This is a genomic window from Rhodococcus sp. IEGM 1318 (assembly GCF_033142465.1).
Classification (GTDB): Bacteria; Actinomycetota; Actinomycetes; order Mycobacteriales; family Mycobacteriaceae; genus Rhodococcus_F; species Rhodococcus_F qingshengii_B.
In genome coordinates this window covers 152,897-165,208 of record NZ_JAWLSC010000012.1, presented here as the reverse complement: position 1 = coordinate 165,208, position 12,312 = coordinate 152,897, and the positions used below count along the sequence as shown (strand labels likewise).

Genomic DNA, 12,312 nt, shown 5'->3' with positions numbered 1-12,312 from the left:
GTCGCGTGCCTGTCCGCCCCACGCAATTCCCGCGCCGCTCGGCTGTATCCCGGGTTCGGCTCACCGCCCGTGCGGTGATTCGATGAGTACCCCGCGCGATCAGACCGACGCCCATCGCGCCGCCGTCGGCCCGTCCGACGGCACACCTGTCGCGGACAACCCGGTTCCGTTGCTGAACATCGCGAACATTCTCACGATGGTGCGAATGGTTCTCGTTCCGGTGTTTCTCGTTGTTCTGTTCGTCGACGGCGGACACTCGACGTGGTGGCGTCTCGGAGCGATGGGCGTGTTCATCGTCGCCGCGATCACGGATCGAATCGACGGTCAATTGGCGCGGAAATACGGTCTGGTCACCGATTTCGGGAAACTCATGGACCCGATCGCGGACAAGGCATTGATCGGAGCCGCGCTCATCGGGCTCTCGCTTCTCGGCGATCTGTCGTGGTGGGTGACCGGGGTGATCATCGTACGAGAACTCGGAATCACTCTGTTGCGGTTCGCGGTCCTGCGGCACGCGGTCATCCCGGCAGGCAAGGGTGGCAAGCTCAAGACACTCGTACAGGCCGTAGCGATCGGCTTCTACCTCTGCCCGCTGCCGAGCAGTTGGGACATCGTCAGCGGACTGCTGATGGCTGCTGCCGTCGTACTGACGGTGGCGACGGGAATCGAATACATCGTGCAGGCGGTCAGGCTTCGCGCCGGAGTTCGCGCAGTCGAGTCATGATCGACCCGCTGCTCGGACTCGGAGTGGTCGAACTCGTCGACGCCCTCGGCGCCGCGAGGCAGACTGTCGCCGCCGCCGAATCTCTGACGGCCGGATTGTTCACGGCTGCGGTCGCGTCCGTGCCGGGGTCGAGCGCGGTGCTGCGTGGGGGCCTGGTCGTGTATGCGACCGACCTGAAAGCAACTCTGGCCGGCGTGGATCCCGAGCTCCTGGCGTCAGACGGTCCCGTATCCGAGAGCACCGCCGTGGCTTTGGCGCTCGGCGCCCGGACGAGGTGCGGTGCCGACTGGGGTATCGGACTGACCGGAGTTGCCGGTCCGAGTGAGCAGGACGGACACCCGGTCGGAACGGTGTTTCTCGGTATCGCCGGCCCGGACGGAACCGAATGCGTACCGCTCGCGCTCGGCGGCGAACGGTGGGAGATTCGGACAACGGCAGTCGCGACTGCCGTGTCGCGGTTGCGTGATCGTGTCGTAGAGCGTGCGGCACGATAGGCTCGGGAACCAATCGGATGTGTTCGGACGTTGACGATTGTGAAGACGTACGACCATGCACGATGAGGTCACGGATGAAGGAGGAGCGAGATGGCGCTGCTATTGCGTGAGGCAATCGGTGACAGTCTCCGGCGTACGCGCGTTTCGCAGAGCCGCACGCTACGTGAGGTGTCGAACAGCGCGCGTGTGAGCTTGGGCTATCTGTCCGAAGTGGAACGTGGACGTAAGGAAGCATCGAGCGAACTGTTGGCAGCGATCTGTGATGCGCTCGCAGTCCCACTGTCCGACGTGCTGGTCGATGTGAGCGAGACCTTGGCGACCAAGAAGAGCTCTCCGGTAGCTGGTCGACAGGTCACCGAACCTGCCGTGTCGGCATCCGGCACTGTCTCGGCTTCCGGCTCGCCGACTATCGCACGCGATACCCGCGTCGTGATTCCGGCACCGAACGCTCGAAGGTTGGCGGCGGCGTAGCCACTACCGGCCGTAACCGATAGATTTTGTACGTAACCGCCGGTTTCCAGCAGGTGGGGTCAGAGCAGATAGGGCGCAGCCCTTGTTTCGGTGCGCGACGGTCGCGCTCCGGGTCGCGTTCGGCGCGGCGCATCAGATGGAGGCAGGATCAAACCAATGGCTAATCCTTTCGTCAAGGGCTGGAAGTACCTGATGGCGCTCTTCAATTCGAAGATCGATGAGAAGGCAGATCCAAAGGTTCAGATTCAGCAGGCGATCGAGGACGCACAGCGCCAGCATCAGGCGTTGTCCCAGCAGGCTGCGTCGGTGATCGGTAATCAGCGTCAACTCGAGATGAAGCTCAGCCGTCAGCTCGACGAGGTCGAGAAGCTCAACGCCAACGCGCGCCAAGCCGTCAACCTTGCCGATCAGGCTGCTGCTGCGGGCGACAACGACAAGGCGATCCAGTACACCAACGCCGCCGAGGCTTTTGCGGCTCAGTTGGTGACGGCCGAGCAGGGCGTCGAGGATCTGAAGGCACTGCACGACCAGTCCTTGCAGGCAGCCGCTCAGGCCAAGAAGGCCGTCGAGCAGAACGCGATGACTCTGCAGGCAAAGGTTGCCGAGCGCACCAAGCTGCTCAGCCAGCTCGAGCAGGCCAAGATGCAGGAGCGCGTGAGCGAGTCGCTTCGTTCCATGGACAGCACGCTGTCGGCTCCCGGCAACACACCCAGCCTCGATGCTGTGCGCGACAAGATCGAGCGCCGCTACGCTGACGCACTCGGCTCAGCCGAGCTCGCCCAGAACTCCGTCCAGGGCCGCATGATGGAGGTCCAGCAGGCCTCGGTCCAGATGGCAGGGCACAGTCGCCTCGAGCAGATTCGTGCATCCATGAAGGGCGAGGCACTGCCTTCCGGCGGCGCAGCAGCCACTCCCGCGACTCCGTCCGTCGAGAAGCAGCCCCCGGCTGCCGGTCAGACCGGACAGTAGCCGAATCCTCGATGTCGGCAGTGATGCTCTGATGTTTTCTTCGCGAGACGGTCGATCTGGGCGTGAGCCCCGGTCGGCCGTTCCCGTTTCCGTATCCGGCGCCTTCGGGGCGTTGGGACGCACCGCGGATACATTGCGTGAGGTTGGTTTGTCTGCGGCGGATGCCGCTCGGCGGTGGCAGGATCCGCGTGCCAAGTTCGAGCGCAAGCGTGCCCGTGCGCGTCGACGGGCGCAGCGATGGGGATTCATGTCCGGCGGTTCAGTGGTCGGCACTGCCGGCCTCGCGGTTGCGGCGGCTCCCGAGTGGTCGGTGGTCGTGGCTGGCGGGGGAGCGGCACTGTTCGCGGTTCCCGCCGTCATCGCGGTCGGCCGTTACCGTTCGATGAGCTCCGGCCCTCCGCCGTCCGCGCCGATTCGCAGACGATTGCCACCGTCGTCGTCTCGCGCGTTCATTCCGATGTCGCGCCTCATCGGTGCCGAGACGTCGCTGTTCGAGATTTTGAGTGTTCTCAGACGCGCCGACACCATCGACCCCGGTGAGCTGGACGAAATCACCGCTACCGCCGATTCGGCACTCAGAGCGATGTTCGCGGTGTCTTCGGACGTGGTCGCGATGGAACGTGCGGTGGCCGCAACGCCCAAAGTGACTGAGCCTCTGGATCCCACCATCGACGGCGCAGTTCGTGAGTTGCAGTCGGGGTTGGATCAGTACGAGGATCTGGTGACCTCGGCCGCCGCACTGACTGCGCCTCACAGCCCTTCGGCGCTCGTGGGATTCAACCGAGAACTCTCGGCGCTGCACGCGGCCGCCGAGCGACTTTCGGCGCTTGCCGACGCCATCGGCGAGGTGGACGACATCACCCGCAAGTACAGCTGACAGTTCCTGGTCTGATCGGCGCTCAGTCGTCGGCGCCGCGGGCTGCCAATGCTTCACCCATCGCATCTGCGGTCATCAGGGTGCCAACGATGACCGGCACTGCGAAGGAACGCAGCGAGAAGCCGAGCCCTCGTGCCTTGCGTGCTTCTGATACCTGTGTGATGACCTCGAACATAAGTGGGATGCACCGGATCGTCATTGCCAGGAGCAAGGCGATCCGTTCGGGGTTGACGCCGAAGCGTCGCAAGGGTGTCAGGAATCTGGTGATCGCGTCGAGCATCTCGGAGATCCGCGTGGTCAGACCCATGATCGCCGCTAAGGCAATCGAGATGATCAGAACGCCGCAAACGACCGCCGCTCGCTGCCATCCCGCGACCACCAGCTGGAACGCGCCGATGAACAGCAACATCCACAGTGCAGGTCGCAGCTGCCGGATCGCCGTCATCGGCGGGATGCGTGCAATGACGTAGAGCGCGACGACGACGATCGCGGGAGGTGCCAGTTGCCACGGCTCACGTACGAAGATCGAGACGGCGAGGATGGCCACGATCAATCCGAGGAGCTTGATCCCCGTCGGCATCCGGTGCAGGAGCGACGTGCCCGGCCGGTAGACGCCGAGTGTGGTCACGAGACCAACGACCGGTAATGGCCGATCGAGTCGGCGGGGGAGCCGTCAGCGACGACACGGCCTTGGTCGACAACCAATACCCGTTCGAAGGATTCGAGGAGATCGAGTTGGTGGGTCACGACGATCAGTTGTTGATCGAGTGACTCGAACACCGAGCTGATGAGTCGCGAGTTGCGAAGATCGAGGAGCGTGGTGGGCTCGTCGGCGACGAGTACGTTCGGCTCCGTCACCATGATGGCGGCAAGCGCGAGAAGCTGCTTCTGCCCACCGGAAAGCTGGTGGGTGGGATGGTCGGCGTGCCCGGCGAGACCGTAGCGCTGCAGAACCGAGGTGACCTTGGCGGTGCGCTCAATTTTGCCTAAACCGCTACGACGGAGCGAGAATTCGATGTCCTCGGCCACCGTCGGCATCACGATCTGATGGTTGGGATCGGTGAAGACGAACCCGACCTGCTTGCGTACGTCGCGGCCCTTCTTCGCGGTATCCAGGCCGTTCACCTGGACGCGCCCTTCGGTTGGTACGACCAGCCCGTTGATCATGCGAGCGAGGGTCGACTTGCCGCTTCCGTTCGCACCCACGATCCCGATTCGCTGCTCGCTCAGTCGCAGATTTATCTGCTGCAGGACTGTTCGTTCACCGAAGCTGTGGCAGACGTTCTCGAAGACGATCTCACTCATCGGAGATTAATTCGCCACCACGGTCTTGGTGGACGCGATCACCGAATCACGCAAGAGTGCCGGATATGCGCGATGGACCTGGGACGCGACGAGCGCGGTGACCACGGCCTTTGCCGCGTCGAGAGGAATGAAGGCAGCGTTGGCCGACCAGGCAGCCAGGAAGCTCATGTGTCCGCGGATCATCATTCCGACGATGCCGAACGCGTAGAGGATGACGACCCCGCCGAGAAGGTTGATGCCGATGCCCGCGATGATCCGGTACTTCGGCAGCATCTTGGCAGTCAGCCACCCGATGACGAATGCCGTCGGGATCCAGCCGATGAGGAATCCGGCCGTCGGGCTCGAAAGAGACACGAGTGCGGTGCGACCGCCGGCAAGGACCGGCAACCCCACCAATCCCAGGGCGATGACCGTCAGGACGGCGAGAACACCCTTGCGCGGTCCGAGCAGAGCACCGGCCATCATGACGCCCATGGACTGAAGTGTGATCGGTACGCCGGAAATACCGATGTTGATCGACCCGGGTAGGCCCAGCGCGATGATGAGTGCGGCGAAGACGGCTACATGCGCGAGATCGCGAGCGGGGAAACGGGTCGTAGACACTGCGGACGTGCTCCTTCGGCGTACGGGATGGAACTTCGCGAGTTTACGCCAGTCGCACGCTGCAAGGGGTTGGACACCTGACCTGCGCGAGGGGCGGTCTCGGGGTGAACCCTGATCTTTACCTGAACTTGCCGCTGAGCTGCTGCTTTGTCACGCAAGACCTGTCAGGCTGGTTCTACGGACGACGTAGCACCTGTCCGATTCGACCGATTATTCAACGGCACGTTGGAGGTAAGCATGTTTTGGAAGATCGTTTTGGCCGTCGTACTGGTGTGGGTTGCACTCGCTGTGGTCGGTGCCCTGATCAAAGGGCTTTTCTGGATCCTGGTGGTCGGCGCTGTCGGCTTCGGAATCTACTTCCTGGTGAAGGCGATGTCGGGAAGTGACGACAATTCGCCCGCTTCGCGGTTCTGACAGGCAAGATCGGCCCTATGGAAAATTTCCCCGAGGACTGGCAGCGCGCGATTGTCATCGTGGCGCATCCCGACGACGTCGAGTACGGCGCAGCCGCGGCGGTGGCGCAGTGGACGGAACGCGGCAAGGACGTCCGATATGTCCTCGCCACGCGAGGCGAGGCCGGAATCGCTGGTCTGTCGCCCGAGGAGTCCGGCCCGGTCCGTGAGGAAGAAGAGCGCCGCTCGGCCGCGATCGTCGGTGTCAGTGAGGTGGAGTTCCTCGGACTACCCGACGGTCGTCTTGTGGAAGGCCTGGAGTTGCGCTCGACTCTTGCCGCTGCAATTCGTCGCCACCGTCCGGAATTGGTGGTCACGATGAACTTCTCGCACACCTGGGGGCCCGGTTACCTCAACAGTGCGGATCACCGCGCGCTCGGGATCAGCGTCCTGGATGCAACTGCCGACGCGGCAAACGAATGGATCTTTCCGTCATTGACGGCTCAGGGGTTGGTGCCGTGGTCCGGTGTTCGGTGGGTCGCGGTGAACACGATGACTCCCACGCACTGCGTCGACGTGACGTCGACGGTCGATCGCGCCGTGGATTCATTAGCGGAACACGCACGCTATCTGGCGGCATTGAGTGCCGTGCCTATCCGGGAACAGGCCAGCGCACAGATAGATATGGTCAGCGGACCGAAGCCTGGTTTTGATGCCGAGCGCGCAGTTGGTTTCGAGTTGTACTATTTCTGATGAGCTCTGAGCGAGAAAAGTCGCAAGTCCCGACAGGATTACCGGTGACTTGTCCGGTATTGTGTTACACACGATGGTAATCCGTAACGCAGATGACCCAATTGCCCCTCGCAAGGCCGACGGTCAGCGCATCCCCAGCCGCGATATCGACGACGTGATTCTCGACGCCGCAAGATCGTGCGTCCTCGATTTCGGAATGCAGCGAACCACACTTGCCGAGATCTCCCGTCGAGCCGGCGTCAGCCGACCTACGGTCTACCGGCGGTGGCCGGACACGCGGGCCGTGGTCGCGGACCTGCTCACCCGGGAGATCCGATCGGTGCTGCCCGAAGTGACCTTCACCGGGTCTGCGGGCACGTCGCTCGTGGAGGCGATCGGTGACGTCGTCGGCCAGATTCGCGACCATCCGCTCTTCGTGAAAATTCGGCAAGCCGATCAAGAATTGCTGACCACGTACATCGTGGACCGACTCGGCGCAAGCCAGAAGTCGATTCTCGAGCTGATCACCTCCGTCGTCGCGGCCGGTCAACAGGACGGTTCGATTCGCGAGGGAAGCGTCACCGAGATCGCGGCGATGGTTCTGCTGATGGCTCAGTCCGTTGTCATCTCCGCACCGACACTCGAATCGGAGCTTTCCTCGGAGGCCTCGGTCGAGCAACTTCGATATGCGGTTGCTGCGTATCTGGCACCTGTCAAGAATTCGGGAGAATAGCTGTGAACCCTCGAGATTCAGCAGGCAGTGATTCAGCAGGCAGCGATTCAGCTCTCAACGCACAGCGGCGTACGCGTGAGCTCGAGCAGTTGGCGAACGGCGATTCGGTCGACGTCTTGGTAATCGGTGGCGGAATCACGGGCGTCGGTGTTGCTCTCGACGCCGTGACTCGTGGGTTGAGTGTTGCGCTGGTCGAAAAGCACGACCTCGCGTTCGGCACCAGCCGCTGGAGTTCGAAGCTGGCACACGGCGGCCTTCGGTACCTTGCTTCCGGCAATGTCGGCATCGCCCGTGAAAGTGCGGTCGAGCGCGGAATTCTCATGACGCGCACCGCTCCGCACCTGGTTCGCGCCATGCCTCAACTCGTACCGCTGTTGCCGGAAACGTCGTTCTTCGGCAAGGCCCTGGTGCGCACCGGCTTCCTGGCCGGAGACGCTCTGCGCATGTCGGCGCGAACCCCGGCGTCGGTGCTACCCAGATCAAGGACGGTCAGCGCTGCTCGCGCTCGCGAGTTGGCCCCTGCGGTCAAGCAAGAGAATCTGCGCGGCGCCTTGACTGCGTTCGACGGGCAGCTCATCGACGACGCCCGTCTTGTCGTCGGCATCGCGCGAACCGCGGCATCCCACGGCGCGCGAATCCTGACGCGTGTCGGTGCGTACGACGTCTCCGGGACATCGGCCACCTTGCGCGACGAGTTGACCGGGTCCGAATTCTTGATGCGTGCCCGCGTCGTGATCAATGCGACCGGGGTGTGGGCTGATCAGGTCGACTCCAGCATCACTCTTCGCCCCAGCCGCGGAACGCACCTGGTGCTCGACGCGGCGCGATTGGGTAACCCCACGGCAGCACTGACTGTGCCGATTCCCGGCGAGACCAACCGTTTCGTCTTCGCCCTACCCGCACAGCTCGGCCGGATCTACCTAGGGTTGACCGACGAAGCAGCGCCGGGGCCAGTGCCCGACGTGCCGACGGCGTCCGAGGAAGAGATCGACTTCCTGCTCAGCACTGTGAACACGGCGTTGGAAGTTCCGCTGACACGTCAGGACGTTCTGGGGACTTTTGCGGGTCTGCGCCCCTTGCTGGACACCGGTGAAGGCTCGACTGCCGACCTCTCCCGCAATCACGCTGTTGTTCGTTCGGCTTCGGGCTTGGTCACGGTTGTGGGCGGCAAGCTCACGACGTACCGCAAGATGGCCGAAGACGCTGTCGACGCTGCGGTCGAGGTCGGGTCGCTGAGTGCCGGTGTGTGTCGGACACGCGCGTTGCCGCTGGTAGGTGCTGCGTCGCCGGTGGAATTGAAAAAGATCAAGGCTCCCGCATCCCTCGTGGCGCGATACGGCACCGAAGCGGAGATCGTTGCCTCCGCGAGCAGTGATCGTCTTCGGCCGGTTGCGGACTTGGATATTTGCGGCGCCGAGTTCGATTTCGCCGTATCGCACGAAGGTGCCCTCGATGTCGACGACGTCCTTGATCGCAGGACCAGAATCGGATTGGTGGCTTCGGATCGCGAACGCGCACTGGGTGCGGCAGAACAGGCGTTTCACTCGGTGTGACACTCTGATCCGGTGCGTGTAGCCGTCGTTGCCGGGCCGGACCCGGGTCATGCTTTTCCCGCAATAGCGTTGTCGCTGGCGTTGATCCAGGCCGGCGACGACCCCATCCTGTACACCGGGACCCGGTGGGTGGAGGCAGCGCGAGCAGCGGGCGTGGAAGCGGAGCCTCTCAAAGGCTTGGCTCCGCGGCCGGGAGACGACGATCTTGATGCAGGCGCTCGGATTCATTCGCGGGCCGCCTATATTTCCACCGAGCTGCTTCCCGACCTGAAATTCGTCTCCCCGGATCTTGTCGTCTCCGACATCCTTACTGCCGGAGGTGGATTGGCCGCAGAACGGCTGGGCATTCCCTGGGTGGAACTCTCGCCTCACCCGCTGTACTCACCTTCACGGGGGTTGCCGCCGATCGGCAGTGGGCTCGCGCCCGGCGTCGGAATTCGCGGTCGACTCCGCGACACCCTGATGCGCGCAGCGACGGGACGTTCGATCAAGCAAGGGTTGGCCCAGCGCTCACAGGCCCGTGTCGGTGTCGGGCTGCCCGCTCTCGATCCCGGTCCCCGTGCGCGGCTGATCGCAACACTTCCGGCACTGGAAGTGCCTCGCCCCGACTGGCCGGAGCACGCACACGTCGTCGGCCCGCTTCTGTGGGAGCCGACCGAGGTGATTCTGGATCCACCGCCAGGTGACTCGCCGCTGGTCATGGTGGCGCCGTCCACGGCACACACCGGCGCAGTGGGAATGTTCGAGGGAACGGTCGAAGGCCTCGACGGAGCCGGTGTCAGGCTGATCGCATCGATACTCGACGGAGCAGAAGGCAAGCAGCCTGATTGGGTTCGTGCAGGTCTCGGACGCCAGGACGCGATGCTGCGTGACGCGTCGGTATTGGTGTGCGGCGGCGGGCACGGCATGTTGGCGAAGGCCTTGCTGGCCGGAGTGCCGACCGTCGTCGTTCCCGGGGGCGGGGACCAGTGGGAGTTGGCCAATCGCGCTGCGCGGGCAGGCACGTCGGTGATCGTGCGGCCCGCAGATGCCCAGTCGATTCGCGATGCCGTACTGCAGGTGCTCTCCGACAGGCGATTCGCGGAAGCTGCGAAGTCTGCTGCAGCGACTGCGTCGCAGGTCACCGATCCGGTGGCGGTGTGCCGACAGGTGGTCAACGGTGGTGTGACGGCATGAGCATGATGCGCCTGAATGCTGATGCATCGCTCTGTGGACTACGGTGGCGGCTGTGCGGTTGACCGAATTTCATGAAATGGTGCGCGAAGAGTTCGGGCAGGTACGAGGTGACTCGATGCTGATCGACCATGTACTCCAGAGTCTCGACGGAATGACTGCCGCGGAGGCCGTCGAAGCAGGCTGGGAGCCTCGCGAAGTGTGGCGCGCGCTCTGCGTGGAGTTCGACGTACCACCCGCCCGTCGCTGAATTTTCGGCGTGTCGAACGTCTCTCATCTTCTGTTCGAACACGTGTTCGTCTATGCTGAACCTGTTCGGTGGTGACGCTCCTTTCGTAACTGCGAACTTTCGATGTTCTACGAACGCGGTGACCTACAAACGCGGTGATCGACAAGCGCGAAAGCAAGATCGAAAAGTCTGTCGGTGGCCGGATCTACTCTGATCGCAACACACCAACAGGGTCGGCTCAGGCAGGCGCTGAAGAGACGGAGTCTGCTCAGGCAGGCACTGAAGACTGAAACAAGGATGGGGATCACGATGGCACCACAGGCACCTGATCGGGACAAGGCACTCGACCTCGCGTTGGCGCAGATCGACAAGAACTTCGGCAAGGGTTCGGTGATGCGCCTGGGTGAGGGTGTCCGCCAGCCCATCGCCGTCATTCCCACCGGTTCCATCGCGCTCGACGTCGCGCTGGGTATCGGCGGTCTGCCGCGTGGCCGCGTCATCGAGATCTACGGCCCGGAGTCCTCGGGTAAGACCACCGTGGCACTGCACGCGGTTGCCAATGCTCAGGCCAACGGCGGCATCGCGGCGTTCATCGACGCGGAGCACGCACTCGACCCCGACTACGCAGCCAAGCTGGGTGTCGATACCGACGCGCTTCTGGTCTCGCAGCCCGATACGGGTGAGCAGGCTCTCGAGATCACCGACATGCTGATCCGTTCGGGCGCCCTCGACATCGTCGTGATCGACTCCGTGGCCGCTCTTGTTCCTCGCGCCGAGATCGAAGGCGAGATGGGTGACAGCCACGTCGGTTTGCAGGCTCGACTGATGAGCCAGGCGCTGCGCAAGATCACCGGTGCCATGAACAACTCGGGCACCACCGTCATCTTCATCAACCAGCTTCGCGAGAAGATCGGCGTGATGTTCGGTTCTCCCGAAACCACCACCGGTGGTAAGGCACTGAAGTTCTACGCTTCGGTTCGCCTCGACATCCGTCGTATCGAGACTCTCAAGGACGGTACCGACGCAGTCGGTAACCGCACTCGCGTCAAGGTCGTCAAGAACAAGGTCGCTCCGCCGTTCAAGCAGGCCGAGTTCGACATTCTCTACGGCCAGGGCATCAGCAAGGAAGGCTCGCTCATCGACATGGGTGTCGAGCACGGGTTCATCCGCAAGTCCGGCTCCTGGTACACCTACGAAGGTGACCAGTTGGGTCAGGGCAAGGAAAATGCTCGTAAGTTCTTGCTGGAGAACACCGATATCCGCGACGAGATCGAGAAGAAGATCAAGGAAAAGCTCGGTATCGGTGCTGACGTCACTGCAACCGACGAAGCTCCCGCTGACTTCTGAGTTCAGTCATGAGCTTCGGCGATGGTGACAACGGGGAGAATGCTCGTGAAGAGTACGGCGCGCCTCGGCGTCGATCCCGTCAACGATCCGAGAAGCCGTCGCAACGCGCGGAAGGTGGGACGGAGGCGCAGGCCAAAGATGCTTGCCTACGCCTCCTGACCGACCGGGCGCGCAGTCGTTCCGAACTGGAAACAAAGCTGAGCGGGCGCGGTTTCGAACCCGAGATCATCACGAGCGTTCTCGATCGGCTCCAGGAAATCGGTTTGATCGACGACGCAGACTTCGCGAACCAGTGGGTTCATTCGCGGCACACGTACTCAGGCAAGGGAAAGCGCGCCCTGGCAGTCGAATTGCGGCTCAAAGGCATCGACCAAGATGTGGCTTCCGAAGCGCTCTCACAGATCGATCCGGAAGACGAGCGCGAGCGAGCAGCGGAGCTGGTTCGGCGGAAGCTGAAGAACAAGCCCGTCGATGATCGTGACAAGGTCACGCGCCGACTGGTGTCGATGCTCGCGCGTAAGGGATATTCAGCGGGGATGTCGTACGAGGTGGTCAAAGCCGAGATGGCTGCTGCTGAATCGTAGGCAACAAATACCAGGAGCGGGGGGGGGGGTTGGGGTTTTGATGTGAAACACACGCCGTTTGGGGTTTTTGCTTGTTTTTGGGTTCGTCAGAGCGGGGGTTTTTCAGTAGAGCGGGCGCGCGCCGAG

16 protein-coding genes are annotated in these 12,312 nt (G+C 63.0%); 13 read left to right on the top strand and 3 right to left on the bottom strand.

Annotated features, from left to right (window positions below; all coding sequences use genetic code 11):
• The first annotated feature begins 82 nt into the window (after positions 1-82).
• The 5 genes from pgsA (at position 83) to pspM (ending at position 3,535) form a co-directional block, all read left to right on the top strand.
• Positions 83-724, top strand: a complete 642-nt coding sequence (gene pgsA, locus R4P65_RS25520) for a CDP-diacylglycerol--glycerol-3-phosphate 3-phosphatidyltransferase (RefSeq protein ID WP_317828586.1) — start codon at positions 83-85, stop codon at positions 722-724.
• Positions 721-1,218, top strand: a complete 498-nt coding sequence (locus tag R4P65_RS25515; RefSeq protein WP_230817129.1) for a CinA family protein — start codon at positions 721-723, stop codon at positions 1,216-1,218. The genes pgsA and R4P65_RS25515 overlap by 4 nt, the downstream gene beginning before the upstream one ends.
• A 90-nt stretch (positions 1,219-1,308) precedes the next feature.
• Positions 1,309-1,689: a helix-turn-helix domain-containing protein gene (locus tag R4P65_RS25510; protein WP_230817130.1), complete on the top strand. Its 381-nt coding sequence runs from the start codon at positions 1,309-1,311 to the stop codon at positions 1,687-1,689.
• A gap of 156 nt (positions 1,690-1,845) precedes the next feature.
• Entirely contained in the window at positions 1,846-2,658 is an 813-nt protein-coding gene (gene pspA, locus R4P65_RS25505) for a phage shock protein PspA (protein WP_003942098.1), read from the top strand.
• A gap of 31 nt (positions 2,659-2,689) precedes the next feature.
• Positions 2,690-3,535, top strand: a complete 846-nt coding sequence (gene pspM / locus R4P65_RS25500) for a phage shock envelope stress response protein PspM (RefSeq protein WP_230817131.1) — start codon at positions 2,690-2,692, stop codon at positions 3,533-3,535.
• Positions 3,536-3,557: 22 nt separating this feature from the next.
• On the opposite strand, the gene R4P65_RS25495 is transcribed toward pspM, so the two are convergent.
• From R4P65_RS25495 to R4P65_RS25485, 3 genes are read right to left on the bottom strand one after another with little or no spacing between them, the layout of a single operon-like run.
• Positions 3,558-4,163: an energy-coupling factor transporter transmembrane component T family protein gene (locus R4P65_RS25495; RefSeq protein WP_230817132.1), complete on the bottom strand. Its 606-nt coding sequence runs from the start codon at positions 4,161-4,163 to the stop codon at positions 3,558-3,560.
• A complete protein-coding gene (locus tag R4P65_RS25490; RefSeq protein ID WP_317828585.1) occupies positions 4,160-4,840 on the bottom strand; it encodes an ABC transporter ATP-binding protein in 681 nt (226 codons plus the stop codon). The genes R4P65_RS25495 and R4P65_RS25490 overlap by 4 nt, the downstream gene beginning before the upstream one ends.
• Positions 4,841-4,846: 6 nt before the next feature.
• Positions 4,847-5,443 (bottom strand): biotin transporter BioY, encoded by a 597-nt coding sequence (locus R4P65_RS25485; RefSeq protein WP_317828584.1) that lies wholly within the window; start codon positions 5,441-5,443, stop codon positions 4,847-4,849.
• Positions 5,444-5,680: 237 nt separating this feature from the next.
• Between R4P65_RS25485 and R4P65_RS25480 the strand changes: the two genes are divergently transcribed.
• The 8 genes from R4P65_RS25480 (at position 5,681) to recX (ending at position 12,186) form a co-directional block, all read left to right on the top strand.
• A complete protein-coding gene (locus tag R4P65_RS25480) occupies positions 5,681-5,857 on the top strand; it encodes a hypothetical protein (RefSeq protein ID WP_230817135.1) in 177 nt (58 codons plus the stop codon).
• A gap of 17 nt (positions 5,858-5,874) precedes the next feature.
• The gene (locus R4P65_RS25475; protein ID WP_317828583.1) at positions 5,875-6,588 is read left to right on the top strand and encodes a PIG-L deacetylase family protein; all 714 of its coding nucleotides are present in this window, start codon (positions 5,875-5,877) and stop codon (positions 6,586-6,588) included.
• Positions 6,589-6,661: 73 nt separating this feature from the next.
• The gene (locus R4P65_RS25470) at positions 6,662-7,300 is read left to right on the top strand and encodes a TetR/AcrR family transcriptional regulator (protein ID WP_317828582.1); all 639 of its coding nucleotides are present in this window, start codon (positions 6,662-6,664) and stop codon (positions 7,298-7,300) included.
• Positions 7,301-7,302: 2 nt separating this feature from the next.
• Positions 7,303-8,853, top strand: a complete 1,551-nt coding sequence (locus R4P65_RS25465; protein WP_317828581.1) for a glycerol-3-phosphate dehydrogenase/oxidase — start codon at positions 7,303-7,305, stop codon at positions 8,851-8,853.
• A 12-nt stretch (positions 8,854-8,865) separates the two neighbouring features.
• Positions 8,866-10,029 (top strand): glycosyltransferase, encoded by a 1,164-nt coding sequence (locus R4P65_RS25460; protein WP_317828580.1) that lies wholly within the window; start codon positions 8,866-8,868, stop codon positions 10,027-10,029.
• A gap of 52 nt (positions 10,030-10,081) precedes the next feature.
• The gene (locus R4P65_RS25455; protein WP_003942185.1) at positions 10,082-10,276 is read left to right on the top strand and encodes a DUF3046 domain-containing protein; all 195 of its coding nucleotides are present in this window, start codon (positions 10,082-10,084) and stop codon (positions 10,274-10,276) included.
• Positions 10,277-10,564: 288 nt separating this feature from the next.
• A complete protein-coding gene (gene recA / locus R4P65_RS25450; RefSeq protein WP_007735170.1) occupies positions 10,565-11,602 on the top strand; it encodes a recombinase RecA in 1,038 nt (345 codons plus the stop codon).
• A gap of 8 nt (positions 11,603-11,610) precedes the next feature.
• A complete protein-coding gene (recX, locus tag R4P65_RS25445; RefSeq protein ID WP_317828579.1) occupies positions 11,611-12,186 on the top strand; it encodes a recombination regulator RecX in 576 nt (191 codons plus the stop codon).
• Positions 12,187-12,312 lie beyond the last annotated feature (126 nt).

What these genes read in the sequence shown, in the direction of transcription:
- recX (WP_317828579.1), top strand. Translation starts at nt 11,611, where the DNA reads ATGAGCTTCGGCGATGGTGACAACGGGGAGAATGCTCGTGAAGAGTAC.
- R4P65_RS25490 (WP_317828585.1), bottom strand. Translation starts at nt 4,840, where the DNA reads ATGAGTGAGATCGTCTTCGAGAACGTCTGCCACAGCTTCGGTGAACGA.
- R4P65_RS25470 (WP_317828582.1), top strand. Translation starts at nt 6,662, where the DNA reads ATGGTAATCCGTAACGCAGATGACCCAATTGCCCCTCGCAAGGCCGAC.
- pgsA (WP_317828586.1), top strand. Translation starts at nt 83, where the DNA reads ATGAGTACCCCGCGCGATCAGACCGACGCCCATCGCGCCGCCGTCGGC.
- recA (WP_007735170.1), top strand. Translation starts at nt 10,565, where the DNA reads ATGGCACCACAGGCACCTGATCGGGACAAGGCACTCGACCTCGCGTTG.
- R4P65_RS25510 (WP_230817130.1), top strand. Translation starts at nt 1,309, where the DNA reads ATGGCGCTGCTATTGCGTGAGGCAATCGGTGACAGTCTCCGGCGTACG.
- pspA (WP_003942098.1), top strand. Translation starts at nt 1,846, where the DNA reads ATGGCTAATCCTTTCGTCAAGGGCTGGAAGTACCTGATGGCGCTCTTC.
- R4P65_RS25480 (WP_230817135.1), top strand. Translation starts at nt 5,681, where the DNA reads ATGTTTTGGAAGATCGTTTTGGCCGTCGTACTGGTGTGGGTTGCACTC.
- R4P65_RS25475 (WP_317828583.1), top strand. Translation starts at nt 5,875, where the DNA reads ATGGAAAATTTCCCCGAGGACTGGCAGCGCGCGATTGTCATCGTGGCG.
- pspM (WP_230817131.1), top strand. Translation starts at nt 2,690, where the DNA reads ATGTTTTCTTCGCGAGACGGTCGATCTGGGCGTGAGCCCCGGTCGGCC.
- R4P65_RS25515 (WP_230817129.1), top strand. Translation starts at nt 721, where the DNA reads ATGATCGACCCGCTGCTCGGACTCGGAGTGGTCGAACTCGTCGACGCC.